Source organism: Mediterraneibacter hominis, from assembly GCF_014287475.1.
GTDB classification, from domain to species: Bacteria; Bacillota; Clostridia; order Lachnospirales; family Lachnospiraceae; genus Mediterraneibacter; species Mediterraneibacter hominis.
In genome coordinates this window covers 232523-259093 of the sequence record NZ_JACOPF010000001.1, presented here as the reverse complement: position 1 = coordinate 259093, position 26571 = coordinate 232523, and the positions used below count along the sequence as shown (strand labels likewise).

General features: G+C 33.7%; 21 protein-coding genes. 1 reads left to right on the top strand and 20 read right to left on the bottom strand.

The genetic code is table 11. The annotated features are described in order from the left end of the window. Positions 1-43: 43 nt before the first annotated feature. The 8 genes from H8S37_RS01170 to H8S37_RS01135 are packed head-to-tail and all read right to left on the bottom strand — an operon-like array spanning position 44 to position 8708. On the bottom strand, positions 44-430 hold the full coding sequence (locus H8S37_RS01170; protein ID WP_186874230.1) for a GtrA family protein: 387 nt from the start codon (positions 428-430) through the stop codon (positions 44-46). Further along, entirely contained in the window at positions 423-1349 is a 927-nt protein-coding gene (locus H8S37_RS01165) for a glycosyltransferase family 2 protein (protein WP_186874229.1), read from the bottom strand. The genes H8S37_RS01170 and H8S37_RS01165 overlap by 8 nt, the downstream gene beginning before the upstream one ends. Beyond that, on the bottom strand, positions 1315-3072 hold the full coding sequence (locus H8S37_RS01160) for a DUF6020 family protein (RefSeq protein WP_186874228.1): 1758 nt from the start codon (positions 3070-3072) through the stop codon (positions 1315-1317). Before H8S37_RS01160 ends, H8S37_RS01165 begins: the two co-directional genes overlap by 35 nt. Positions 3073-3088: 16 nt before the next feature. Continuing rightward, entirely contained in the window at positions 3089-4606 is a 1518-nt protein-coding gene (locus H8S37_RS01155) for a lipopolysaccharide biosynthesis protein (RefSeq protein WP_186874227.1), read from the bottom strand. Next, entirely contained in the window at positions 4596-5498 is a 903-nt protein-coding gene (locus tag H8S37_RS01150; protein WP_186874226.1) for a beta-1,6-N-acetylglucosaminyltransferase, read from the bottom strand. The genes H8S37_RS01155 and H8S37_RS01150 overlap by 11 nt, the downstream gene beginning before the upstream one ends. A 3-nt stretch (positions 5499-5501) precedes the next feature. After that, a complete protein-coding gene (locus H8S37_RS01145) occupies positions 5502-6467 on the bottom strand; it encodes a glycosyltransferase family 2 protein (RefSeq protein ID WP_186874225.1) in 966 nt (321 codons plus the stop codon). Further along, positions 6454-7584, bottom strand: coding sequence for a glycosyltransferase family 1 protein (locus H8S37_RS01140; RefSeq protein WP_186874224.1), 1131 nt, complete (start codon positions 7582-7584; stop codon positions 6454-6456). The genes H8S37_RS01145 and H8S37_RS01140 overlap by 14 nt, the downstream gene beginning before the upstream one ends. A 26-nt stretch (positions 7585-7610) precedes the next feature. Then, on the bottom strand, positions 7611-8708 hold the full coding sequence (locus H8S37_RS01135; RefSeq protein WP_186874223.1) for a glycosyltransferase family 4 protein: 1098 nt from the start codon (positions 8706-8708) through the stop codon (positions 7611-7613). A 248-nt stretch (positions 8709-8956) separates the two neighbouring features. Here H8S37_RS01135 and H8S37_RS01130 point away from each other — a divergent pair, with 248 nt between their 5' ends. Further along, on the top strand, positions 8957-9406 hold the full coding sequence (locus H8S37_RS01130) for a sporulation initiation factor Spo0A C-terminal domain-containing protein (RefSeq protein WP_207723862.1): 450 nt from the start codon (positions 8957-8959) through the stop codon (positions 9404-9406). Positions 9407-10355: 949 nt separating this feature from the next. Here H8S37_RS01130 and dltD read toward each other — a convergent pair. From dltD to H8S37_RS01070, 12 genes are all read right to left on the bottom strand, one after another. Next, on the bottom strand, positions 10356-11534 hold the full coding sequence (gene dltD / locus H8S37_RS01125) for a D-alanyl-lipoteichoic acid biosynthesis protein DltD (RefSeq protein ID WP_186874221.1): 1179 nt from the start codon (positions 11532-11534) through the stop codon (positions 10356-10358). A gap of 1 nt (position 11535) precedes the next feature. Continuing rightward, positions 11536-11781 (bottom strand): phosphopantetheine-binding protein, encoded by a 246-nt coding sequence (locus H8S37_RS01120; RefSeq protein ID WP_186874220.1) that lies wholly within the window; start codon positions 11779-11781, stop codon positions 11536-11538. A 16-nt stretch (positions 11782-11797) separates the two neighbouring features. Continuing rightward, on the bottom strand, positions 11798-12955 hold the full coding sequence (dltB, locus tag H8S37_RS01115) for a D-alanyl-lipoteichoic acid biosynthesis protein DltB (RefSeq protein WP_207723861.1): 1158 nt from the start codon (positions 12953-12955) through the stop codon (positions 11798-11800). After that, entirely contained in the window at positions 12952-14454 is a 1503-nt protein-coding gene (dltA, locus tag H8S37_RS01110; protein WP_186874219.1) for a D-alanine--poly(phosphoribitol) ligase subunit DltA, read from the bottom strand. The genes dltB and dltA overlap by 4 nt, the downstream gene beginning before the upstream one ends. Before the next feature lie 67 nt (positions 14455-14521). Continuing rightward, positions 14522-17908 carry a GH25 family lysozyme gene (locus tag H8S37_RS01105; protein ID WP_186874218.1) on the bottom strand — a complete coding sequence of 1129 codons (3387 nt, stop codon included), beginning with the start codon at positions 17906-17908 and terminating at the stop codon, positions 14522-14524. Positions 17909-17934: 26 nt separating this feature from the next. Then, positions 17935-18939 (bottom strand): glycosyltransferase family 2 protein, encoded by a 1005-nt coding sequence (locus H8S37_RS01100; protein WP_186874217.1) that lies wholly within the window; start codon positions 18937-18939, stop codon positions 17935-17937. A 129-nt stretch (positions 18940-19068) separates the two neighbouring features. Then, the gene (locus tag H8S37_RS01095) at positions 19069-20982 is read right to left on the bottom strand and encodes an O-antigen polysaccharide polymerase Wzy family protein (protein WP_186874216.1); all 1914 of its coding nucleotides are present in this window, start codon (positions 20980-20982) and stop codon (positions 19069-19071) included. Positions 20983-21028: 46 nt separating this feature from the next. Further along, complete coding sequence (locus tag H8S37_RS01090; RefSeq protein ID WP_186874215.1) at positions 21029-22132, bottom strand: acyltransferase; 1104 nt, start codon at positions 22130-22132, stop codon at positions 21029-21031. Between the two features lies 1 nt (position 22133). After that, positions 22134-23333 carry a DegT/DnrJ/EryC1/StrS family aminotransferase gene (locus H8S37_RS01085; protein ID WP_330604795.1) on the bottom strand — a complete coding sequence of 400 codons (1200 nt, stop codon included), beginning with the start codon at positions 23331-23333 and terminating at the stop codon, positions 22134-22136. Next, positions 23278-23871 (bottom strand): DapH/DapD/GlmU-related protein, encoded by a 594-nt coding sequence (locus tag H8S37_RS01080; protein ID WP_207723860.1) that lies wholly within the window; start codon positions 23869-23871, stop codon positions 23278-23280. The genes H8S37_RS01085 and H8S37_RS01080 overlap by 56 nt, the downstream gene beginning before the upstream one ends. Then, positions 23852-25339 carry an oligosaccharide flippase family protein gene (locus H8S37_RS01075; RefSeq protein ID WP_186874214.1) on the bottom strand — a complete coding sequence of 496 codons (1488 nt, stop codon included), beginning with the start codon at positions 25337-25339 and terminating at the stop codon, positions 23852-23854. Before H8S37_RS01075 ends, H8S37_RS01080 begins: the two co-directional genes overlap by 20 nt. 14 nt (positions 25340-25353) lie before the next feature. Further along, positions 25354-26529 carry a glycosyltransferase family 4 protein gene (locus H8S37_RS01070; RefSeq protein ID WP_186874213.1) on the bottom strand — a complete coding sequence of 392 codons (1176 nt, stop codon included), beginning with the start codon at positions 26527-26529 and terminating at the stop codon, positions 25354-25356. Positions 26530-26571 lie beyond the last annotated feature (42 nt).

The following is a 26571-nucleotide window of genomic DNA, read 5'->3' as shown; positions in this document are numbered from 1 at the left end:
CGGCTTACTGAAAAAAATATCTTTTTATAAGCCGGTATCCTTTTTATTTCTTTTCTAGAAAAAGTTTTCTTGTCACAAAATTATATATCATAACAATCGCCGTAACAATAATTTTAGCTAACATATAAAAAACACACAGCCCATCTACGAAAGCCCACATCAATATCTGATTCAATCCCAGTCCGATAAGGCTTAGAACTACAAACCACAAAAATTCTTTCTTTTTATCATTGGACTTATCAACATCAAATACCCATTTTACACTTAACATATAATTATATATAACCGATACGGCAAAAGAAATCCCACTAGATACTAAATAATGGATTCCCAAAAACTCCGTCAAGGCAATCATGAACCCATAATCTATTAAAAACGCACTTCCACCGACTACGCCAAATTTTAAAATCTGTGCCATCAATTTATTCATCTGTTCTCTCCATCTGATTTAACAGAATCTCATATAGCTGACGATGTTTTTTTACGATCACTGTAAGAATAATACCGCATACCCATAAAAGCATCCCCATTACCGCGATAATCCCAGATACAATCAATGTCGGAAACCGCAGCACCAAACCGGTATGCAGAAACTCTATTAATACTGGAATAAACAGAACTGCTGCGAGCAGCCACAAAACTACTGCAACACAGGAAAAAAATGAAAATGGCCTGTATTCTCTGAATAATGTGGCTATCGTAGATAACACCTTTATTCCGTCTGAAAACGTATTCAATTTTGATTCACTCCCATCCGGTCTGTCTCTATACAAAACTGGTATTTCTTCTAACAGGAAATTTTTATCTACAGCATGAATTGTCATCTCTGTCTCTATCTCAAATCCTTTTGACAAAACCGGAAATGATTTTACGAACCTTCTGCTGAACGCTCTGTATCCAGTCATAATGTCCCTAACTTCATTGCCAAACAGTTTATTGATAAAAAAACGCACCATTTTGTTACCCATATTATGAAACGGCCTTTTATTCTCTGTAAAATAAGTAGAAGATAATCTGTCTCCAATTACCATATCTACGCCTTTATCCAGTACCAGTTTTGCCATGTCTTTTGCATGTTCCGCCGGATATGTGTCATCCCCGTCCGCCATAATATAACAGTCTGCTTCAATATCCCGAAACATACTGCGAATCACATTTCCCTTGCCCTGACGGTATTCATATCTCACAACTGCCCCTGTTTTTTTTGCTATTTCATCTGTATGATCTGAAGAATTATTGTCATATACATAGATAGTTGCCTCTGGAAGAGCTTCTTTAAAATCTTTTATCACCTTCTCGATTGTCATGCCTTCATTATAACATGGTATCAACACTGCTATTTTTCTCATTTTTTCTCTCCTGTAAATTACTACATCCTATTACTACAAACAATGGCATCGTCGTTATCATTGCATAACTATAACGAAACTCCGCCTGCACCGGAGTTGCAATAAACAAGGATATAAGAATTGTCAGCACTGGCAGAAACGGTAGAATTGACTTTCCCTTCTTGATAGAAACTCCTGCCAGTACAAACAACATCCATGTATAAAATCCAATACTCCATAGAAGTCCCAAAACAGGAATATCTATATATATGTTTTCCCAAAATTCCATACCCTTCACAACACTATCCGGAAGTTTTGAATCGCGGAACATTCCCCAGTCATTTTCCTTTAGCATAGTAGTTGTCACCCAGTATTGTACATCTGGATACCAATATCCTTTTGTCTGGTCAATTTGTGCCTTAAGATAGGTAGAAGGATGTCTGACGCCAAGCTCCAGCCATAATTTAAAGTAGTCCCATTTATGCTTTTCTATATATTCTTGATCTCCGGTTTCTCTGACTAACGTTTTTATAGGATCCGAAATCGTAGGAAAATATACCTCTTTTATCTGGCTGACATCTACTGCCCTTTCCAAAAGCTCATACTGCTCCCGTGTAAGTTCCCCTCCGTCTGCTATGACTCTGGCAATATGCTGTGCTGGAACAGACAATGATTCAATTCTATCTGGGGGCTCTACTTCGTAGTATTCTAAAACAGGTCCTTTATAAAATACAGTAAGCATTACTGTTGTTATACATATCGGAATTATAATTTTACGCTTTCTTTTAAAAAATAGAATAAAAAACGGTATACACAATAAATATGCATAATATCCGTTACTTCTTAATATACAAAGTAAAACTCCCGTTATACCAAATAAAACATAATCACCTGCTCCTTTTCCAGCTTCACTTTTTCTAATTATTTTCCATATAGAAAGAGAAAACAAAAGCACTACAGCGCCAAGCAGCACATCCTTCCATAAAGTCACTGCATAGACTGCATTAAAAGGAATAACCGCAAAAAATAACAGACAACCAAAAATAAAATATTTATGCAGCTTTTCTTTGTAAAATGTCATTAAAAGATAAGCATAGCTGCCTGCCATCACGCACATCTGCGCTATAACACAGGCTGCAACCCCTGCATTAGGCGTATGAAACAGAGAAAAACCTAAAAAATAAAACAGTCTGTGGAGCATTGTGTGTATCCACGGCTGGTGATTGCTGTAAGACCGTAATCCTATTGCCTGCGCCAGCTGCCACTCTGCATCATCTGTTATAATTCCCGGATAATAGGCAAGGAAATAAGGAATCCAGCATAGAATACAAACGCCAAAAACAGCGGCTGCAAATACCCAAGGTCTTATTTTTAATTTTCTTTCCTCATACAGTTCAATCGCCAGCAGCTTATGAAAAAGCAGCCCTAAAATCTTATTTATCAGCATATACAGTCCACATACTGATATTATATACTGTAATATCTTTCCTACGCAGTTCATCTGATATGCTTCATAATTTCCTGCAACCCATAAAACAGAAAATCCAATAGACAATATAGAAACAATTCGTCTTTCTAGCCTATCGTGCTCATATACCTTTGTCTGTAAAAAGAAATATACTCCCACCAAAAGTATAACTGCGAAAATATTCGATGTCTGCAGCTGCAATGTCCAGATAACCGCGGCTGTGATTATGAGCAGCTGCATATAAATATTTTCAGTCACTGTCTTTATCTTCCTCATAACCTTATCCCCTCTTTTACCTCTTCCCTAGTATTCCTTTTACCCGCACCAGTAACTCTTTAAATTCCTGTGGTTCCGCCAGATAGTTTACAGCCACAATTATGACTACAGCTGCGCTTCCCATCCCTGCCGCATAGAAAAACCAGGAAATAAAGGAGGTCATTTCCTGCGGAATAATGAAGATACCCAGGCATATCAACACCCCTACCGCAACCCCGTTTCTGAAAATGCGGATAAATGACATTTTCCCGGAGCCTTTTATCAGATACTTATTGTTATATAGCACAATATCACATGACCGGTATCCGTATGAGCACACTGCCCCTGCCAGTACCCCTGCCATTCCGAATTTCCAGACAAAAGACAAAGATACAACAAGGTGAATGATTGCCTCAAGTATTGCCTGTCGTCTCGTCTCTTTATAATGCCCTGCAGCACAGATGATCGTAAGCCCTGGAATTCTGACATTCTGCATCAGTACAATGAGCGTAAATAAAGCGCCCAGTACCGGACGAACATACTCTACATCTTTTAAATTTATCGTGTATACCTTAATAAAAGGAAGAATCAACACTCCCATACATGCAATTACTATAAATAAAATCACCATATACATATATTCATAGCTGGAATAGCTTTTCTTTAATACCTCATCTTCCCCTTTGGCAATCACTTCCCCGAATCCGGCAGTCAGCCCGTTAGAAAAGGAAGTCATCAACTGGTTTACCGCGTTTACCACCAACATATAGGTTCCATAGACGCTGACCTCAAGAAGCGATCTACTGCCAAGGCAGACTGTCAGTATGGCGGTATCCGTATTATTTACAATGATACTCACTACCTGATGCAAAAGTGCCGCATTCTTCTGCTTCAGTGCATTTTCCTTCGGCTCCGCATGGAAATCAAGCTGGGGGTACCTACGTTTTGCATATGCCTTTACCAAAAACAGACGAAGCATATACACACCTGTTGCAACTGCTTTTACAACCAGAACACTAGACCCCATATAAATCAGAAGGATAGAGACCACCATGTTTACGACAGTACCAGCCGACTGTATCAGCGCCACCACATACCCTTCCTGATTTGCTGTGAGTAATACTCTGTACTTTCCCAGGAAAAAATAGTCTACAAGCGTACTTCCCGCCAATACAAGGATCATTCCTCTGACTAGTCCGTTATCTAACTGCTGTGATATTAAAAAAGGATATACATATACAAGAACAAGTACCAGACCCAAAAACAACATGCCGGAACGGTTATAGAACCGGCGTGATGCGGAAAGGATAGAATTTACTTCATCCGTCCTTTTTAAAGCCAGCGGATTATACAATGCTACAACTGTCGCTGTCCCTACTCCTGCTTCCGCCAATCCCAGATAGGTGAGAAACTGATTTACAGAGGTAATCATTCCATTGACACTGGAACCATAGGCTTCCAGAATAAATCTGGGCAGTATAATCCCCGACAAAAATACGATAACCTGCAACAGCAGATTCGCAGTCATATTTTTAAAAGCCAGTTTACTTCTCATGCGTTTTCCTTTCCTTTTCCTGCTTTTTCTGTATTGTCTCAAACACCATATCAACGATATCGCTATCGATAGTCTCATCAAATTTTCGTGCAAACAAATGTGGTGCATCTATCAGTTCTTGAAAATCTTCTTTTCTCCAGACATATGGCTGTCCCCGTTTCCAGTCAATCAGGCGTAAACAGGCAAAATAATCATCCTTCAAAGAAAACACATTTTTTCTGAAAGGAGAATTCCACACTAGCGTCTGTACAAAAAACTCATCACAACAGAGTGTTGCATGAAACATTTTATAAATGAGCCTTTCATTTTTTAAAATGTACTTTAACAATCCATGTGTTATACTCATCCAGTTTGCTCCAAGACAACAGCATATGTTCCCATAATTCCGGCAGATTCCCAGTTTTCTCTGTAAGAATAAAGAGACTCTCTCTGCCTGATATAGTATACCTCTGTTCTCTCTGCCGATTTTTTCCTGCAAAAAGCGATATTGTTCATATTTATATGCAGATTCTTTCCAAAAGTCAGACGGACAGAAATACAAAAATTCCTTTCCCTCATTCTGCTTAAAAAATGAATGTATCTGATCCTGTGTTTTCAACGGCAGATCAGCACCACTCAATAAATGATAATATACATACTCCCCTTTTTCAGCAGCTTTAAAAAGGGACAGCTCACTTTTAATCTGGCTGTATCCACCCCATGTCTCCTTTACAGGGGGCACAAAATAAATATGGGATCGTACAGTACAGCTTTCTAGCTTTCTCTTGTCATATATAACATTCTTTCCTATATGGATATATATATCATTTCTTTCATCATCCAGCAGTATCAGCAGCTTTTCAAGCAATCCGAACTGATGATGTGCTTTGATTAGATACGCATGCTTTTTCATTTTTCACCTTTTCTTTTCTTCACTGATAAATACCAGTCTTCGGTACACGCCTATATTAAAAAATAAAATCAATGCTGATACTTTCCGCTTCTTCTGGAAATAGGGATTTTTCATGATCAAAAACAGATGTCTTTTTATAAAGTACTTCAGTTCTTTATATCCCTCCAGCTTTTTATACCCTTCTTCCATAAGCATTTTATCTAATACAATAAATCTGGACCATATCCACAGGCACTGTGCCTCCTTTTCCAGACTTGGAAATGCCCTTTTTACAACCTGGTAATTCTTTGTATACCCGTCAATAATATCAAAAAGCTGCGGTCTGTATGCCCTGCCTGTGATACTGTCCTCTCTGTGAAGATAATAATATTTGGGCTTTGTTCCGACTGCTACTTTCTTTACTCTCTGCATTAAATCCACAGTATAATAAATATCTTCATACAGTCTGCCTTTCGGAAACCGGAGATCTGCCATACATTCTTTTCTTATCAGCTTATTCCATATCTCTCCGCGTATCGTATGTCCCCGCAATATGCAGCGGAATGCTTCCTCACCACTGCATACAAAATCGTCTTTCTCTTTCTGCGCCTCTATTCTGTCCTTATAGACTTCATAAATGCCGCATGTCGCCATATCAGCGTTAGCTTCTTTTATATTTGTATATAAATATTCCAGCATATCGCTTTCAATATAGTCATCACTGTCCAAAAAAATCACATATTTGGCTTCTGCATAGGGAATTCCTGTATTTCGTGCGTCGCTCAAGCCGCCGTTTTCCTTATGCACTACTTGTACTCTTGTATCTTTTCTGGCATATTCCTCACAGATGTCTCCACACCGATCGGGGCTTCCATCATCCACCAGGATGACCTGTATATCTGAAAATGTCTGTCCCAATATAGAATCCACACATTTATGAATATACGGCTCTACTTTATACACTGGTACGATCACACTAATTTCTGCCATTCTCCCTCTCCTTCTTTCCACTTTCATAATAGGATAACAAAGTCTGCGCCGCGCTCTCGATGTCATATCCTGCCTCACAGAATTGTCTCTTTATCGCAGAATTGTATGCTTCCTTTTGTTTATGTTTTTCAGCCGCAAGAATACAATCCCGCCATTTCTCCTTTGTCGCTTCCAAAGAAAGAAACTCTACGTGGTCTGTTAATTTTACTTCCTTTGTAATTGTATCTGCCATAACGCTGTATATTCCAGATGCCTGTGCCTCCAAAGCAACGATTGGAAGACCTTCAAATAATGACGGGAAGACGAATACATCCATCGCTTTCCAGAGTCTGTCCACATCCTTTCGGATTCCAAGAAAACGTACTTTTTCTTCCAGATGACAGTCTTTTACTTTTTGTCTGGCCTTTTCCTGCAGTTCTCCGTCACCGATCAGTAGAAGCACCGCGTCCTTTCGCGCCTCTGCCACCTTTTGAAACACCTCTATCAAAAACAAATGATTCTTCTGTTCCTCAAACCTTCCCACATGCCCTACCACAAATTTTCCGTCTAGGTGTAGTTCTGCTCTTACTTCTTTCCTGACAGATTCAGAAAATAAAAATTTTTCCATGCACAAAGCATTGTGAATCAAATGAAACGCATTCCCCTTGACAATCTTTTCCGAGAAAAGCCAATGTCCCGCCACTTCACTGCATGCAAAATAGACAGACGCCGTCCTGGGAATCAAACTTTTATTTACGCGGTGAAGAATATTGCGCAGTAATCCCGGGGTAGAAGAATTGTGAGAATGTGCGGCTATTATGGGCACATTGCTCTGTTTTGCAGCCAGCAGAGGAACAATATTCGCCGCCGACAGCATGTTTACATGAACTACGTCATAGTGCTCCTTCTTTAAGATTTGTATCATTTCCTTTTGAAATGCCATTGGGTGCTTTCTGGCATCTGTTGTATGAAATACCCTGCCTCCCAGAGAAAGAATCTCCTTTTCATAGGCAAGTTGTGGGAACATACTAATAAAATCGAACTGTACCCCCATCTTTCTCATCTGCCTGTAATATGTCATCACAAAGCTCTCGATTCCACCGGGATTATAGGACATCCCTACTTGTAATACTTTCATTTTCTTTCCCGTCCTGTCTGCATACCCTATGCATGCTTTGTCAATTCCTCTATTAGCTCCTGCCATTGCCTGTATATCTGTTCCTTCTCAAATCGCTGTATACCCTCTTTTGTATACTCTGAGAATGCTGCTCTTTTTTCATCGTCCAGCATAAGTTCTTCGATCCGCTGTGCCATCTTGTCCAAATTATACGGTTCAATCAGATAGCCGTCTTTCCCATCCTCTATAATCTCCCGCGGTCCAGTCATTACATCAAAGCTTATCATCGGCAGTCCGCAGGCTTTCGCCTCCAAAAGTACAAGCGGCAGCCCTTCCCTGTAAGAAGGAAGGACAAGAAATGCATAGTCCCCAAATTTTCTGTATACCTGCTTCACATTTCCCTTAAAAATCACCTGTGAAGTCAAGTGGTTTTTCTCTATACTTTCACGTATCTCTTCCAAAGTATCACCTGTTCCATATAAATGCCATTCCCAGTCCGGATGTACTGTCAGCACCCTTTTCGCAACCTCCACAAGCATATCATATCCTTTTTCCTCACTGAATCTGCCTACCGTAATAATTTTCTTTGATGTATGGTCGTATTCCCCACGACATTCCAAAATCTCCGGTGCAATCCAGTTATAGATACTTTGCACTTTCTTCGGATTCATATGAAACCTTCGTATATAATCCTGCCGGTTTTGCTCTGTCAAAGTCACCGTCTTATGAGAAATCAGAGAAGCCCAGAATCGAAAAGCTGTAATATCCTTTTTCTCCTGCTCATTTATCAAAGCTCCGTGATCACAAAAGACATACCTTGCCCTCGTAAAAAAGCGGACTGGAGATACTGTCAAAGCCGGATGATTCTCCATTAAAAACACAAGGTCTATCTGATTCTCTTTTATATACTTTTTAAATGGTTTAAAACATTTTTGGATTCTCTTGCGTATCCTGCAATCCCATTTTAGTTCGGCGTGGTAATGTATCCGTTCGTCCCATTCATAGGGCACTTTACCATCTTTCCCAAAAATTGCAAATATATATACTTCATAATCATTGCAGAAGGCATTGGCAAGTGAAGTTGTCACCTGTTCAACGCCTCCTGTCACTGTCATATCATAATTTACAAAACATATTCTTTTCATGCTAACCTCTTATTTTCGTTTTATCTAACTGACTTTATGTCTAAAACACTCTCTATAACACTTCTTTCCTATTATAAGCAGAAGTAACTGGCTGCGTCAATAAAATCATTAGAACCATCAAAGTCATATTCCATAAACTACTCAAAATATTCAAGGTTGAAAATAGTCGAATTAATTCTATTGTTTTCCAAATTTTTCCATTTTAATATAATTAGCGGAGATTATAAATGGATTGGAGGATATTGTCATTGAATTATAGACAGATTATCAGTCGGCTTCTAGATTGTCTGGGTGCTAACAATTCATGTACAGGATATGATTACATAATATATGGTTTGTTATTAGTTATGGATGATGTAAAAAGGATAAACTTAATTACAAAATCTCTATATATTGATATTGCTAAATTTTACAATACAAGTTGGAATTGTGTCGAAAAGAATATCAGAGCTGTCGTCAATTCTATATGGAATTCAGGTAATGAAGAACTATTAGAAATCATTTTCAAAAAATCGATGCAAAAGAAAAAACTAACGAATAAACAATTTTTTAGATATATGTATGAATATATTTCTGTTTTATATAGTAAAGCATCGATTGAAGATTATAATTTTTGTTTCACATGTCCAATTTCTCAGCATTATTGTAAATGGCTGGATGAGTTTTATAAAAACGTAAAAAGCCAGTCTGAAAATTAGAAGAAAAATTCCAACACAGACTGGCTGGAGTCCGAAAACTTTCATAAATATATAGTCTAAGACTCTGATATAATAAATTTTAGTATTCTGATATTTATAATTGCCGCAATGTCTATCATTATAAACATATATGACTAAATCGGCCTCTAGTCAAAGTTATTTCATAATCTTTACAGACATATCTTACTAAAGCTAACACTATTGTCACTATTTTTTCTAAAACAGAATACCAGCACCGCATCATATTTCAAGTAAAACTATCCGACGTATATTTCTGACAAGCCTCGGAAGGCTTTCTCTGCAACTCTGATAACCAGCTATCTGCTCCCAGATGAAAGGGAAAATAACTAATTTTTAATTAAGAAACCGAAAAAATAGTTTATAAATATTCAAATTTTATGACGAGCCAAAAGAATACCCAGAGTACACTTTCTCCTACTTTTAAATTTTCATCAGCTATCCTAAAATTATCTATACGACTAATACTATAGAAGTATTAAATTTACCTACTCGAAATTAATCAGCAACGGTGTATTTACGCAAAAAATACTTATATTATTGAAAACTCATATCTAACAGCCTTCACTCCTATAATGAAATTGCCCTCTACTATCTGGAAATATAGTCATACTTATGAACCATTAAACATCATGTATGTGTACAGTTAATAACTTAAAGCATTCTTTTTATTTGGTTTAAAGTAGGAGCGAATGCTGTACTTCTCAATATAGCATCAAATGATAATAATATAAAAACAAAATTTTTTAACTCAATATAAATTTTATTTCAACTTATTTAATTCCTATAAAATATTTATCATTAAATTAACTAAAAATTGTTATATACAAACGACACTTCTGGCCCGGTATTAATAACAATTCCCCACAACAATATCAATAAAAGAATTGCATATCCTAAACAACGTAAAATTCCTGTACTCTTAAGTTTTTCAATAATACTCCGATATTTTATAATCCACATATAGCCATCCTTTCCACCCCAAGTGCATTGCATCATGCATAAAATATGGTTCATACTCTTTTTCTTCCAAGGTAAGACAATCTATATCATACTTCTTACATTGCTCTGATACCCAATCATATAGTTCTCCCCGTACATCTTGGTTAATTCCTATATAATCATAATAATATCCATTTGTATTCATCATAATTATATATGGTTTTATTCCTAAATCCTTACATATAGAAAGAAAATGGATAAAATCTTCTCTTTCCTTTGATTCAAATTTCACATTAATACCTGTATTTTTTAATTCCTCTACTTTATCTTTAATATATGTGTTATAATATTCATCCTCTACATAAAAAGGATTATTAGTACAACTCATTTTTCCTTGTTGTTCTGCTTTTTCATTCTCCTTTTCCCAATTAATTTCTAACACTTCTTCTGAAGAACTCTCCATTACTTCAATACTTTTCATTTTATTATACAACTCATATTTATCCCTGAATTTCAACATCTCATAATTTAGCCTATAATATGGTTGTAGTACTGTCAGTATAACTTGATTTAAAGTAGTATCCTTCCCATAAAGAGTAGAATATATTTTCACATCTTCATATTCAGCTGTAGTCTCTAATATTTCTAAAAGCCTTTCACATATATATTTCTTATTTTCAAAACTTATTTTTTCATTATACATTAATGTATAAAATTGGAGTTCTGAAAAATTAGCTAAAAATCCCGGAATATCAATATCATCACCTTGAAACCATTGTAATGAAACAATCGCAACAGTTTTCGGGTCCTCCGTAGTCATCGCACTTTCACCTAACGTGGCTATATTCATAGATTGTAATAGACTTTGTACATATGCTCGTCCCACAATTGTAACATCTGCCTCCAAATCAGAATTTGGAAACATATTAACCGGATTTTGCTCTACCATTGAACTTAATTCTGAAGATCCTAAAATTATTAAGTTGTCCCTATCAACACTTTTTTCTAACACATAGTTTGACTTAGTTCCATATTCATGTTCAAGATAGTTTGTATACATCTTTTCTATCTCATTGTCTATATACCTATTTATTAATAAGAACATACTCATAAATATGATAATTGTGCCCAATAAAATAGTTGCACCATGGATCAGTTGTTTCTTCATATTAGTATTGTACCTTTTTCTCTAAATATTTTACAAAATTAGTTACTGTTGAAATATCCTCTTTCTGTATATCAGTTGGTTGTAACCGTATTCCACATTTTTCTTCTATTCCTAATAATACAGAAACTATTCCTAACGAATCTAAATATCCTGCTTCAAATAAATCCAACTCCTCATCTTCTCTTACCTCATCTGTTTCACATGCTTCTTCCAAAATTTTTAGTGCAATCTCTTTTAAATTTTCCATTTCCATTACCTCCTACTTAAATTGAAAAAAGATACCCTGAAAAAATTAACATTCCCACAGCTACAACATGAAAACATACAACCCGGCTAAGCCAATTATAATATTTTCTCTTTTTAAAATTTTTATAAACTTTACTTTTCATATATATGTCTGTTATCACTAATGCTATGCCTTCATATAAGCCATATAATATATAGAACAAATATGGGCCATGCCAAATTCCCATAACAAGCATTGTAACCATATTTCCACATCTCGCAGCATTTTTTTTGTTTTTAAACAACCCATTTCTCATATTATTTAAAACAAATCTTTTATAAATATAATCTCCAAACCATGTTGAAAGTGAAATATGCCATCTTTCCCAAAATTCTTTCATATTACGTGCCAAAAATGGCTTATTGAAATTTTCCATCACTTTAATTCCAAGAATATAGCCACTTCCAATAGCCATACTAGAATACCCTGCGAAGTCAAAAAATAGATATAATGTGTATGCATACATATATATAATAATTGTTTTTATCGTATGTTCATCTGGCAATGATAATATAATATATTGGTTTATTAAAAAAGCAAAACCAAACTTATAAATAATACCTTTGCCAATTTTTCTAAGTCCTGCCCCTAAATATTCTGTCAAGTATTCTGTACGTGGTATCACTCTATTCGCATCCTGTTGAAATCTTTCGTATCTATCAATAGGCCCGGAACTCAATGTTGGAAAAAAAGTAATAAAATATATTATAGTTCCAAATGACAGTTTTTCTATATGCTTATCATGAATATCTATAATCAACTGCCATATACGAAAACTAATATATGAAATTCCTATAAATCCAACTCCACTAAACCTTGTATATACACTTAATTTCACAAGAAATATAGGTAAAATTGACATCCCTAAAACTATAAAGTATACGAATTCGCTAGAAATCTTTTTTGAAATATAATAATATGCAATTATTAATATCAATTCACATACTATAAATACACAAAATAATTTTATTGCCAAACTGTCGAGCCCGAGTAACAAAATAAACATAGGAATACTTAAAACTATTCCGTAATACTTTATTTTTTTTTGAAACAAATTTGCTATAATAGCTGGAATAAGTAATAAGGTAAAAATATATATTATCAATAAACTTCCATATTGAGTAAAAGGAATCATTTCAGATATTCCTCCTCCAGCTTTTTCTTGTCAACTTTTCCATTTGTATTCATCGGAAATTGCTCTACTATTACTACTTTTCTAGGCACCATATAAGATGGAATTAGCTTTCTAAGTTCTTTCTTTATCTCAATTCCTTGTTTCATTTCAGATAAATTTTTCTGTTCTTTCAACATAACAAAAGCCACAAGATACGAAACCCTGCCTTCTTTATATACAGGTATTACAGTACTATTACTTACATTGTCAATTTTATTTAAATTATTACTTATATCTGTTAATTCTACTCTAAACCCATTTAACTTAATCTGGGTATCTTTTCGTGTTACATAATATAATAATCCATTTTCTTCAAAGACTATATCACCTGTATAATATCCTCTTCTACCACTTTCATCATTAAAAAATGCTTTTTCTGTCTGCTCTTTATTATTAAAATATCCATTGCTGATACTATCACTTACAACAACAAGCTCTCCGCATTCCCCTTCTTTTACTTCCTTTCCATCTTTCAGTATCCTATATTTTCCATCTGCTAAAATTTTTCCTATAGGTAAACATTTTATATCATTTAACATTTCTTGCGTAATCTCGCAAGCGCTTAAAAGTACAGTTCCCTCTGTAGGTCCATATCCATTTATAATTTTAATATTAGGGAACTTATCCTTTATGGATTCAACTAGCCTTTTAGAAAGAATTTCGCCCGCAAGTATAATCAATTCTAGTTCTTTCAACATTTGGCAGTCAAACTTTTCATCAAATGAGCAGATTTCTAAAAACGTAGGAGTAGACACCCAAGCTGCAATATTACTTTCTTTCAAATACTCAAACAATTCCTTTAAATTATCCATCATAAGTTTATCGATGGAATATAGCGTTTTCCCCATAGCAAGATATATGTATATTGCTATGACTGATACATCAAAGGAGTACGATACTTGATTTAATACAATTTGTTTATTTGAGGGTAATACGCATATCTTACTAAACCAGTTGACAAAATTCATAATATTCTTTTTTGTAATTTGTACTCCTTTAGGTTTTCCTGTACTCCCAGAAGTAAATAAAATATAGCAGTTTTCATCTTCTTTAACAGAAACTAATTTATCTATATTCCTCCCTTGCTTTTCTATAAATATACTTTCCAATTTATTTTTATTAATAGAAACTATGTCTACTATATCTTCACAGGTATAATTAAAAATAACTTCTGCCTCAGTTTCCTTTATAATTTCCTTTACTCTTCTTAAAGGAAACGTAATATCTAACGGAACATACGCTCTTCCCGTTTTCAATGCTGCAACCATAGCAATAAGGATCTCAACATCCTTATTTCCATATATCACCACCGGTCTTTTTGTCTTCAACACACTTTCCATCCATACAGCTAAACTTTCGGACTTTCTCCATAAATCTTTAAATGAAAGTTTAACCTCTCTGTGGTAGATAGCTATATCTTCACAGTTTTTTCTTTTTTCTAGTTCATCTAATAACCACATATATTCACCTAAGTCTCCCTCTCCTATTTAACGTTTTACTTCATAATATAATTGGCAATATTTTTCTTTAATATCTATAATATCCAATATTCATATCGACATTCCCTGATATACCTTGTACACTTCCTCTAGATGAATACTGCCAAATTGTAACATTCCCCGGCCCACTATATTGATACCCCAAATCTGGTGTATAGTCTCTATATTGAGCTATCCAGACATCTTCCTGACTAAATTGCTTCATATCAATAATATTCTCTAGCCAGTTTTTATTTGCGTATATCATAAATTGATATCCATTACTTTCTATTACCTGCTTAAAAGCTTTTATAATATTAGTAAGTTCAGTCTTTGACAAATTTCCCGGGCCTTGTGTTTCAATATCTTCCACATCATAAGCAACAGGATATGAAATATCATAACCACTCGATTTTAATGCATTAACCACCATTTGAGCTTCTCTTCTCGCTTCATCAACACTTTCAGCATATCCATAACGGTATACTCCTACAGAAATACCATTATTACTTGCATTTGCAATATTATTATAAAATTGGCTATCTATCGTTAAGTTATCCATTGTCCCTGATAGAACTCTAAGCATGGCAAAATCCACATCTGATTGTTTTACTTTGCTCCAATCCACATATCCCTGCCATGCTGAAACATCAATTCCTTTATCAAAAGTTCCATTTGAAACCACATTTAGATTATATGATAACGTTAATACAGCATTTGCTTTATCCTTTATATTTACAGAATATGTATACATTCCTGGCATTTTGGTTCTAAATGAATATGTATTAGTTTCACTATACTCTTGAACAATTTTTCTTTCTCCTTCAAATATCTGGATAAATTGATACTCATATCCACCATACCCATTTGTTACATTAGCAGTCAATACAACATCACGACTTGAATATACTGGACTAGTAACACTACTATTCAAAGTTCCTGTCATTTGCTTGGCCGGATGCCCTATAACCTGAATAGAGTATTTCAATGTTATTTTCTGTTCTTTAGCATCTTTTATTATCACATAATAGTCGTGTATGCCGATTGTATCTGTTCTAAAACTATAAACATTATTTTTACTATATTTCTGTACAACTTTTCTTATTCCCTGATATTCTTCTTCAAACTGGTACTGATATTCTCCATATCCTCCTTCTGCTTCTGCTGTTAAATACATACTTCTGTCTACATACTCATAATTTGAAGCACTATTTGTGACTTTTCCCGATAACTTATATGCAGGATGGCCGACAACTTCTAATTTATATGATAACTCTATTTCTTTCCCTTTACTATCCTTAATAGTCACATAATATACATACTCTCCAATTTTATCTGAATTAAAAGTATATATATTATTTTCACTAAATTTCTGAACTACTTTCCTATCTGTATTGCCATATACTTCCTCAAACTGATATTTATATCCCCCATTTCCACTCAAAACATTTGCAGTTAATACTATATTTCTTTCAGCATATACCGGACTTGTTTGATTACTCGTAAGCGTTCCTTTTAATTCCTGGGACGGATATTCCCTTACTTCCATTGCATATGACAATTGTAGAGTCTTCCCTTTTGCATCCCGTACATCCACATAATAGGTATGTACTCCTACTCCTTTTATCCCGTTTACTGTATAGCTATTCTCTCCACTATAACTTTTTACTATATTCTTCTTTCCATTATATACTTCTGTAAACTGATACTCATATCCACCATTTCCACTGCTTATCTCTGCCGTCAGTGTCACTGTCCTTTGTTCATACACAGGACTTGTAGGATTACTCGTAAGTGTTCCTTTTAATCCCTGGGACGGATATTCCCTTACTTCCATTGCATATGACAATTGTAGAGTCTTCCCTTTTGCATCCCGTACATCCACATAATAGGTATGTACTCCTACTCCTTTTATCCCGTTTACTGTATAGCTATTCTCTCCACTATAGCTTTTTACTATATTCTTCTTTCCATTATATACTTCTGTAAACTGATACTCATATCCACCATTTCCACTGCTTATCTCTGCCGTCAGTGTCACTGTCCTCTGTTCATACACAGGACTTGTAGGATTACTCGTAAGTGTTCCCTTTAATTCTGTAGTTTCTACACTTCCTCCTGCCAGTGCAATATCTATTTTTTCTTTCCAAACATTATATCCCTCTGCCCTAAGATGTACTCCATCACCATAATATAATTCTTTTTTAATTACTTTCGAATCACAAAATTCAGGATATAGATTAATAAAGTTTACATTTTCACCTCGACATAGATTTTCAAGAGCCGTATTTACCTCTTCTACTTTACTATTTTTCACATAGCTCTCACCTGTTGGTAAAATACTTTGTATAAAAATATCAGAAACCGACATATCTTTTTGTAATTTTTTTATAATCGTCTGCATATTTTGTACAATTTCTGCTGTCTCAATACCTTGTGTTAAGTCATTAATTCCTCCCATAATAAAAATCTTATCGGATTTCACTTCTATAACAGAATCTATTCTCTGAAGCATCTTACCAGTGGTGTCACTTCCTACTCCCATATTATTCACTTCATATTCTGGGTACATTGATGCCCAATCATTTCTCGCAGTTAAGCTATCACCTAAAAAAGTCATTTTAATTTTTTCATTACTTTGCAGAGACTTACCTGACTGTACTTCTATAGTTCTTGATAATTCTAAAGTTTTTTCCTTTGCATCCCTTATGTTCACATAATATGTATGCGTTCCTAGCCCTATAACTTTATCGATCATATAGGTGTTATCGCTACAATATTCTTTTAATATTTTTGTCTGTCCATTATATTCTTCTGAAAACTGGTACTCATATTCACCATTTCCTTCCACTATATCTGCAGTTAAAATAATCTCTCGACCCTCATATATTGTTTCTGATACACTGCATTCTAAAGTCCCTTGTATATCAATAACTGATTCTAAATCCTTACTATTACTTTCCTCACTATTGGTTTCCTCTTCTGTTATTTCTGAACCTTTTTTGTCGATTACCGATATGCAAACAGCTTTTGTAGATACTATATTTTCCTCATCTTTAACATTAATTATATATTCGAAATATCCTTCTTGATCACAGACAATATCAAAATTGCTATTGTCACTATACTCCTGAATGACTACTTCCTGAACTCCATCGTTTTTCACAAGTTCGTATTGATAAAATTTATCCTGTATTTGGGGTATAACAACAATTTTTAATGAACAATTTAAGTCTTTTTCCAAATTAATTTCGTTTTTGCTTTCGTCAAAGACTTCATTATTTCCATTCTCGTCTTCTATTGTTAACAAAAAGGAATTTTCTAATAATGTACTTCCTTGTTCTTCTGCATCAGCTATATTTGTTCCACTACTTATCAGTAATATCACTATTAATACTACACTAAATATTTTCTTTAAAGCTCCTCTTTTTTTCATCGTTCTTCTTCCTTTACATTAAAGTTCTAAATATGTTTGATTTTCCTTTTCCAAAATGGTAATTTTATGATTCCTACTAATGTTCCTACTCCATAAGCTACATGTAAAGATAAAAAAATTAATGGAAGTAATAAATAATATATATAGATTCTCTGGTTTTTAATAGCAAAAAATGACATAATTATATCTAGTAAAAAATATATTATTAAAATTCCAGACAGAATCCATGTTATTCCTAATATGAAGCAAAATAATGCTATAATCAAAGACATTATAAATCCAAATGGTACAAAATGATAAATAGAAAAACATCCTGGACAGATCCCCAATGTCAATCCAATCCAAAGTCCATTTCCGAACTTCTGACGAATCATTTCCCTCCAAGTCCCTCTGGAATGCTGATAAGATATAATTCTAGGATCGTAACAAATTTTATATCCTGCTTTTCTTATTCTATAATGCATTTCATTATCTTCTGTTCTTCCTAAATTTTCATTGAAAAAACCCGCTTTTTCAAACACTTCTTTTTTATATGCTCCATGAAATACAGATTTTACATATGTTTTATGGTGGCTTTTTCTATATGGTGCAATGCTACTTCCAAACATTGATGTTTCTGCTAAGTATAAAGTATGCTTCCAAGGGGTACTTTCCTCTGGTATGTTAGGTCTCGGACCACCAGTTACATCCTCTCCGCTTTTTATACACCGTACATTGTTTGAAACAAATTCTTTTGGAATTACTGTATGAGCATCAATACGTAAAATAATATCTCCCTTTGCCTCTTTTATTGCAATATTCCAGCCTGCTGCTTGTATTTTTTTTGGATTGTCTAAAACCTTTACCCGAAGGAATCCATTCTCTTCCTTAGCAAAGTTCTCCATCAATTCCTTTGTTTTGTCTGTAGACATAGCATTAACAAAAATAATTTCTATTTTATTATGAGGATAATCTTGATTTCTTATATCTGAAAAAAGAGAACCAAGATTCCTTTCTTCATTATAAGCAATCACACAAAATGATACTATCATTTGTTTCTCCTTATTTTTTTACTATTTAACGCATATATTATATCATCTTTTTATATTCTATCAACTTAAATTTCCCTTTATCTCATTATTTTCGATAATAATAATATTTTTAATCAGCCAAATTTCAGCTCAGTTAACAGGTCGTTTTTTAACCTCTAAATGATAAACTAATGTTGTACTATTTCCATGATCATCTTTTACATCAACATAAAATGTATGTTCACCTAAATTTTCTGTAACAAAAGAATACTCATTATCCTCGCCATATTTCTGAACTATTTTTTCAATACCTTTAAACGACTCAGAAAATTGGTACTGATAGTTTCCCTTTTCTTCCATTGTAACAGACAATGTCACTCTCCTATTTTCATATTCAGCTCCCTGAGTTTGAATACTTGCTTCTATCGAACCATGCAATTGAGTTTTTTCTTTAATATATAGATATGAAAAACTGCCCAATAAAGCTAAGATGCACCCTATCGCAATCCCCCTTCTAACTTTTTTATTTTGTAAAAACCTGATTTCTTTTTTATTGCTTACTTTTATTCCTTCTATTGGCATCAGCTTCATTTTTATATAAATAGTCTGTAATATTGGTATTTTTGCAGAAATCAAAGCTCCTAGCCAACAACATCCTACACATACCCAAAACTGCAATGTAATACTAAACATAATCCAACTTGTAGATTCTGCTCTCGGGATATAAAATATAGTAAGTAAAGAAATAAATATAATCGTATCTGACAATAAGTGCTTTCCTATATAATATAGCATCCATATGAGAAGTGCTCCTAATAGTAAGCTTATTACCATAACTCCTACATACCCAAAATCAATGTAATTTTCTAACACATAAGAAGACCCCCAGCCTTGTCCTTCTAGATACTCCTTTCCCTTTGTTACATAAGATAAATTATGAGATAGACTATTACTCTGTGTTCCATTAATTACGCTATTTTCAACAGGCAAAGCCGATGTTCCAAATAATGCCTGGCCTATACGTCCATGTACAATATAATCAATAAACTGACCAAATGTATAATTTCGTCCATTTCTTTTGGGCAGCTTGTCTATTACGGAAATCCCACGCGCAACAACTTCAAAGGTAACTCCCTGTCCTATAAAAAAGTCCTCTATCATTTTAAATATATTAAAATTGAGTACACGTAAACCAGATCTAATAAAAGAATATGCTGTCATAAATGCAAGTGCTATTGGCGTTCCTATTATAACAATTCCTTTTTCAAATCTCCCAAACCACTTTTCCTTATCTCCTTTAAAATCACGTATAAGATAATAAACAAGGATAAAAATGGAATTTAACATGATTGTTCCACGTACTCCTACAATTAAGTCAGGTAATGCACTTAATTCAAATAATGCCAATACAAAAAATGTTCGTCTCTTTCTCGGCCTAGTTGCTAAAAATATGCACATGCTATATTTCATCATGGCACCTATTGTAGAAATAAACCATGGCAGTTTACTTGAAAAACTACTATAATATTCCAAATAACTATGTGTATAAACATATAATATTTTTTCTATACCCTCAATAAAGAAAAAAACTGCCGTCAGATAAAATACCACCATCGAAACTATCTGCAAGCAGTTCCTGAACATTGTACTATCCTCTTTTTTACTTAATACCACCTTATTTGCTTCAATACTATTTATATTTAATATGCGTGATGTACCTTCTGCGCCTAATTGCATAAACAGCAATGAAAGAAAAATAATTAATACAGCTACATAAAAATTTTCTTTTCCAATACCTTCTACATCCCACCATTTCTGCCCTGTAACAGCTTCTATTACTGGACGTACAATTAAAAAAACACCAATTGTAATTTGCATCCAAAAAAACAACATTCTTTCTTTAAAATTTTCAAATGCAAAAACAAAATTTAATAGCCAAATCGATGTCATAGATAAAATATTCATAGAATAATTCTTCTTATAGAACCCTACTAAGCTTACAATTAAAAGTATACCTAATAGTATATAACGTATCCTATATATTGAGTGCTTTTCTATTTTCATTGATGTTTTCCCTTCTACTCTATGTAAAATTTTGCTATACACTTAATCATACTTTCAAAAATTTGTTAATTGTATACCGCCAGTTAAATGTTTCATTTGCTTTAAGAAATGAGACTCCTGTAGCCAAAAAGCAAGTTATCTTACATGTTGCCAATGTCTTTAATATTATGCAGCATATTAAAATAATCCCCCCCATTTTTACTCCCACACTAATAATTCCTTCCACTTCCCATCCTATATAAGAAAATATTCTATTTAATAAATTATGCATCAGATAAATTCCAAAAGACATTTGTACAAATGGCACTATATTCACTTTACTCTCTACAGAATCTAAATTTTGTTTAAAGAAAAGAAAAATACACGCTGCTAATAAAACAGCAAATCCTGCACTTTGATCTTGAATTTTTCCTGTATAGCTATCTTCCAGTGTAATAAAAATTGTACTTGATGATATCAAAAGCAAATCAATAAATCCAACTGAAATTAGTATTAGATTAGGTATATGCCGTTTCATACTGCCTAAAAAATATCCAAGTATAAATGTACATAAATGGCCTTTTAAAAATCTCAATTCTGCCAAGGGAGCAACAGCTATAATATCTTTTATATCATCAGGTACTATAGCAGAAACCATACTTTGTAAAAAAATAAATATAATTAATACAAATAAATATTTTTTGCCTTGTCCATTCAAATTATTAATTGCCACATATAAAATCGGAGAAAGCAAATAAATTGCAATCAACGTATATACATACCAAAGATGCTGCATAATAGGCGTAGAAAACACTGATAACATATATTTTATAAAACTGCATAATAACATGTCGTCATTCTTCCACATCACCCATAAGGTAACTAAGCAACTCCAAAAGATTAATGGAACTATTAAGTGTACAATTCTATGTTTTAATAATACAGTTACTTTTTCTGTTTTAGAATCTGTTAGAATTAAATATCCTGACATCATAAAAAAGAGTGGAACTGCCGTATATCCAATTGTAGAAAGCACTATCAGAATACTTCTTACTATTGAATTAACATATATATCTCCTGAAATAATCGGTGAAGCTACATGCAGATATACGACCAGAAACACTCCTAAACTTCTTAAATAGTCAAAATATTTTATATGCTTTCTTTCCATATTATTTTCCTATATAATCTTTTATCAACTCTGTTACTAATTTTACCTCTTCCTCAGTTAAATACGGGTGAATCGGAAGTGAAAGAACAGTATTACACAATTTTTCTGCTCTTGGACATTCTACATACATATCTATTGCTTTAAAAGCGGTTTGATGATGCATAGCTTTGGGATAATAAATCATAGTTGGTATTCCAGCTTTCTGTAAATGCTCTTTTAACCCATCCCGCTGAATATGGTTTTGTAATCTTATAGTATATTGTGCCCAACTAGAAAGAAAATTTGGTAATATTTCCGGAACTTCCACTACCCCTTTCAGTAACTTTGTATATTGAGAAGCTACACGATTAACATTTTTCACCTCATAATTTTTAAATGCATTTAACTTCACTTTTAGAATTGCTGCTTGTATTGTATCCAGCCTTGAGTTCCACCCAATTCGTATATTATCATATTTATATGTTCCCTTTCCATGAACTGATATGGATCGCAAATATTCCGCCATTTTATCACTATTAGTAAAAACTGCTCCTCCATCGCCGTAACATCCTAGCGGCTTTGCTGGAAAAAACGATGTAGTAGCAACATCACCAAAACTGCATGCCCGTTTATTATTTATCATTCCACCAAACCCTTGAGCACCATCCTCTAAAAGAAATAAATCATATTTGTCTGCTATTTTTTGAAGTTTAGAGTAATCAGCAGGCTGACCATATAAATCAACTGCAATAATAGCTTTTGGTCTCAATTTTCCCTCTTTAATAACCGCAACAATTGCCTTTTCCAAAGATTCTGCATCTGCATTGTAGGTATTCTCGCATACATCATAAAATACAGGGGTCGCTCCTTCAAAGGAAACAACCTCTCCTGATGCAAAAAAAGTAAAGTCGGGTACAAATACAGCATCTCCTTCTTTAATTCCCCATGACATCAATACCATAGTTAAAGCATCTGTCCCATTACCGCAGGTAATACAATGTTTTACACCTACATAATCCGCAAGCTGCTTCTCCAATTCCTTTACCTGCGGACCATTAATATACTTGCAATTATCTAATACCTCCTGTATAGCCTTATCCATTTCTTCTTTTAATGTCAAATACTGTGTGTTTAAATCACGAAATTGCATTTTTGTCACCTTTCTTTCATACATTATTTTTTTCATTAATATATCTAATAATTTTTGCAGGATTTCCGGCAATCACACAATTTCCTTCCGGAAAGCTTTTTGTAACAACTGCCCCTGCACCCACCGTAGTATGTGCTCCCAAAGTAACTCCTGGTAAAATAACCGCATTCATTCCTATCCAGCATTTTTCCCCAATATATACACTTTTTCCCGCCTTCCGTAACTCTGGATCCGTAACATCATGATTTGATGCTATAATTCCTACTCCTGCAGCAATCCAAGTTCCTCTGCCAATAGTTATATGTGAATCCATAGCTTGATAATACACTCCTAATCCTTGAAAATTACGAAGATCTTCTGGGCAAAACTCAATATTTTCCCAACCTATTACTTTAACATTTCTTCCAACCGGCCACGGTACTCCTGGATTACTTCCTTTTAATAGCCTGTCCCAGCCGTCGTGATAAACCCATTTCCAACCGGGAGCTAAAAAACAACCATATTTTCCTCTAAACCATTCGCCAGTTAGATATTTCTTTTTATAATAACATAAAACAAAAATCTGCCCCCAAAAATAACACCAAATTCTTTTAATTATTTCCCTCAACATTATACTTTTCCTCGTCATCATTATTAAGACTTTTCCACAATTTTCTAATTACTTTTTTCTCTAAAGACAGATAGATTAAGCCGCCTATTCCACATAAAATAATTGTTTCAAATATACTTCCAATATTTTTTTCTAAAGGCAATATTCCTTTTGTCATAAACATAACTGTTCCTATACATATGTTATAAAAAGTAATTTTCCCCAAAGATTTCCAAGGGAAAATTTTTTGAAACGATATCCCTGTTACTTTCGATGTATACAAAAGCTGTATAAAAGCTGTGATTGATATAGATAAAAATGTAGCTATTGCCGGACCTATAAATCCCACTGTAAAATATCCCACTGCATTTAGTATAACATTCAAAATCAAACTTATAATCGATGTAACAAAAATAAATTGTGTTTTACCTATTGCATTTAGAATTATGCCAAAATACGTAACCCTTAATAATAAAACAAGGGTATAAACTCTAAAAACGCTAATACCTGGAAGATATTTTTCTGAATACAAAACAATGATAACATCTTGTGCAAATACAAAAAGAACCGTGGACAAAAATGCTATAAAAATGTATGCCAAACTGGTTGCATTTTTCCAAAGTTCTATAGCCTTTTTCTTTTTCTCTGCTTTTAATAATTTAACTAATTGGGGCATAAGTACTGCTGTAATCGAACTAGCCACAATTGTTACCGGCATTTCTTTAGAAGCGTTTGTATAAATCGCCAACTCTTCTGTAGTATAAAAGAATCCTATCATCATTTTATCCAGTTCTATACTAATTGTTCCTACAACTGACGCCAATCCTACAGGTATTGAAAACATCAAAATTTCTTTTATTCTATACTTCTGAAAAGAAACTTTTAATCCCCCTACTAAATTAAAAGAAATTTCATAAACCCAAATAGAAAAGAATATTTCTGTTAACAAGAAAAAAATCATGTATATATAAAAAGAAATTTTAAGCCACCAACATACAGCTATAACTCCTAACGTTAACAAACCATATAAAATTTTAAATATTACTAATTTTCTTATGTTATGAAAAACAATTAATATATTCTCAATTCCAGAAAGTATAATCTTTGTCCATGGATACAAGAGTAAAAAATACCAAAATAAACCTATTAATGAATTATTAAAATACTTTTCTATTACTGGAATAAGTAAAATTAAAATAATTCCTGATACTATTCCCGCAATTGTACATAAAGAAAAATAGATAGATAAAAAGTCTTTTTGTTCTTTTCGGTTGTCTGCTTTCGCCAAAAAATAATTAATGCTATTTGGCAAGCCAATCATAAAAATAGTAACGACAATTGTAATAACTAACTGTAATTGTGAATATATACCATATTCTTCCAAAGTTCTAAACCGAGATAAAAGCATTGTTGACAGCATAGTTAATAACGTAGTTGCAACTTTTACAGCAGTTAATTTAGTCGCATCTCCAGCAATAGAATTTTTCATCTGTACCCCTTTCTTCACTTGATATTGTCACATGCCGCCTCTATCTCTCTAACCACTTCAGACCAATCAAATTCCCTCGCACGTTCTCTTGCGCACTCAACCCAACTGTTTGCTACTACCGGATTTTTTAACACGAAGTAAATCCCATCTGCAAGAGCTTTTGTGTTCCAATTATCAACCAACTTCGCCGAAACCCCATCTTGTAAAAGTTGTCGATAAATCGCAGAGTCCCATGCAACAATCGGACGTTTAGAAATCATTGACTCTAATATAGACATTCCATAACCTCCCCCACCAGCGGCGCAAACATTAACGTCTCCGCCTTTGGCATACGATACCACATTTCTGTGCTCTCCTAATAAATGAACTTGTTCTGCTACTCCTAAATTCTCTGCATATTTATTAAATTTCTCAATATTTCCTTTTCCAAGACCAACTAAATGCACTTTAATATTATAAAATTCTTTCAAATATTTTACTGCATCAATTATTGCATAATATCCTTTAATCTTCTGTACAGTTCCTATCGTAACCAGTTTAATCTCATTCTCCAAATCCAACTTACTATAATCAAATGGTTCTACTTGATCATATCTATCGAAATCAACTCCATTTTTTATTACAATACTATGAAAGCCCTTCTTTTTTAAAGCTGCCTGTGTATCCAGTCCATTTGCCCATATTGCATCCATTGCCTGCAGATTTTTCTTTTCCATTCTTTTAGCAATACCGCCAATTCCAGGATAAGTTTCTCCCAAAACTTCTGGGTGCAAACTTCGACAAGACGCTACCATTTTTGAATTTGGAAAATCTTTTTTCAAAAGTCTCGCAGTTTTTGCTGCAAATACTGTTCCTAATCCAATAAAATAATACTTTTCATTTCTATCTAAATACTTTTTAATAGCTTTGCGCATACTATACACTGTTATATTAGAATTATATACAGCTATATAAGAACGCACAAATGGCCTTAAAATTTTAATATGATTCAAATTAGATACTGGTATTATTTTAATTTTAGGATTAATATCAGTAAATTTACCAGCTTCATTACCTTTTCTGTAATTTTTGACAGTAAAAATTGTTATATCATGTTTACTAATCATTTTCTCACATACATGATATATCCAAGTCTCAATTCCTCCTGTATAATAAGGATATGTTGAATCAAAAATAAACACTAGTTTCATAGCACTTTTCTCTTAGTAATATGTTTTCCTTCCTAATAAAAA

What these genes read in the sequence shown, in the direction of transcription:
- H8S37_RS01170 (WP_186874230.1), bottom strand. Translation starts at nt 430, where the DNA reads ATGAATAAATTGATGGCACAGATTTTAAAATTTGGCGTAGTCGGTGGA.
- H8S37_RS01165 (WP_186874229.1), bottom strand. Translation starts at nt 1,349, where the DNA reads ATGAGAAAAATAGCAGTGTTGATACCATGTTATAATGAAGGCATGACA.
- H8S37_RS01160 (WP_186874228.1), bottom strand. Translation starts at nt 3,072, where the DNA reads ATGAGGAAGATAAAGACAGTGACTGAAAATATTTATATGCAGCTGCTC.
- H8S37_RS01155 (WP_186874227.1), bottom strand. Translation starts at nt 4,606, where the DNA reads ATGAGAAGTAAACTGGCTTTTAAAAATATGACTGCGAATCTGCTGTTG.
- H8S37_RS01150 (WP_186874226.1), bottom strand. Translation starts at nt 5,498, where the DNA reads ATGAAAAAGCATGCGTATCTAATCAAAGCACATCATCAGTTCGGATTG.
- H8S37_RS01145 (WP_186874225.1), bottom strand. Translation starts at nt 6,467, where the DNA reads ATGGCAGAAATTAGTGTGATCGTACCAGTGTATAAAGTAGAGCCGTAT.
- H8S37_RS01140 (WP_186874224.1), bottom strand. Translation starts at nt 7,584, where the DNA reads ATGAAAGTATTACAAGTAGGGATGTCCTATAATCCCGGTGGAATCGAG.
- H8S37_RS01135 (WP_186874223.1), bottom strand. Translation starts at nt 8,708, where the DNA reads ATGAAAAGAATATGTTTTGTAAATTATGATATGACAGTGACAGGAGGC.
- dltD (WP_186874221.1), bottom strand. Translation starts at nt 11,534, where the DNA reads ATGAAGAAACAACTGATCCATGGTGCAACTATTTTATTGGGCACAATT.
- H8S37_RS01120 (WP_186874220.1), bottom strand. Translation starts at nt 11,781, where the DNA reads ATGGAAAATTTAAAAGAGATTGCACTAAAAATTTTGGAAGAAGCATGT.
- dltB (WP_207723861.1), bottom strand. Translation starts at nt 12,955, where the DNA reads ATGATTCCTTTTACTCAATATGGAAGTTTATTGATAATATATATTTTT.
- dltA (WP_186874219.1), bottom strand. Translation starts at nt 14,454, where the DNA reads ATGTGGTTATTAGATGAACTAGAAAAAAGAAAAAACTGTGAAGATATA.
- H8S37_RS01105 (WP_186874218.1), bottom strand. Translation starts at nt 17,908, where the DNA reads ATGAAAAAAAGAGGAGCTTTAAAGAAAATATTTAGTGTAGTATTAATA.
- H8S37_RS01100 (WP_186874217.1), bottom strand. Translation starts at nt 18,939, where the DNA reads ATGATAGTATCATTTTGTGTGATTGCTTATAATGAAGAAAGGAATCTT.
- H8S37_RS01095 (WP_186874216.1), bottom strand. Translation starts at nt 20,982, where the DNA reads ATGAAAATAGAAAAGCACTCAATATATAGGATACGTTATATACTATTA.
- H8S37_RS01090 (WP_186874215.1), bottom strand. Translation starts at nt 22,132, where the DNA reads ATGGAAAGAAAGCATATAAAATATTTTGACTATTTAAGAAGTTTAGGA.
- H8S37_RS01080 (WP_207723860.1), bottom strand. Translation starts at nt 23,871, where the DNA reads ATGTTGAGGGAAATAATTAAAAGAATTTGGTGTTATTTTTGGGGGCAG.
- H8S37_RS01075 (WP_186874214.1), bottom strand. Translation starts at nt 25,339, where the DNA reads ATGAAAAATTCTATTGCTGGAGATGCGACTAAATTAACTGCTGTAAAA.
- H8S37_RS01070 (WP_186874213.1), bottom strand. Translation starts at nt 26,529, where the DNA reads ATGAAACTAGTGTTTATTTTTGATTCAACATATCCTTATTATACAGGA.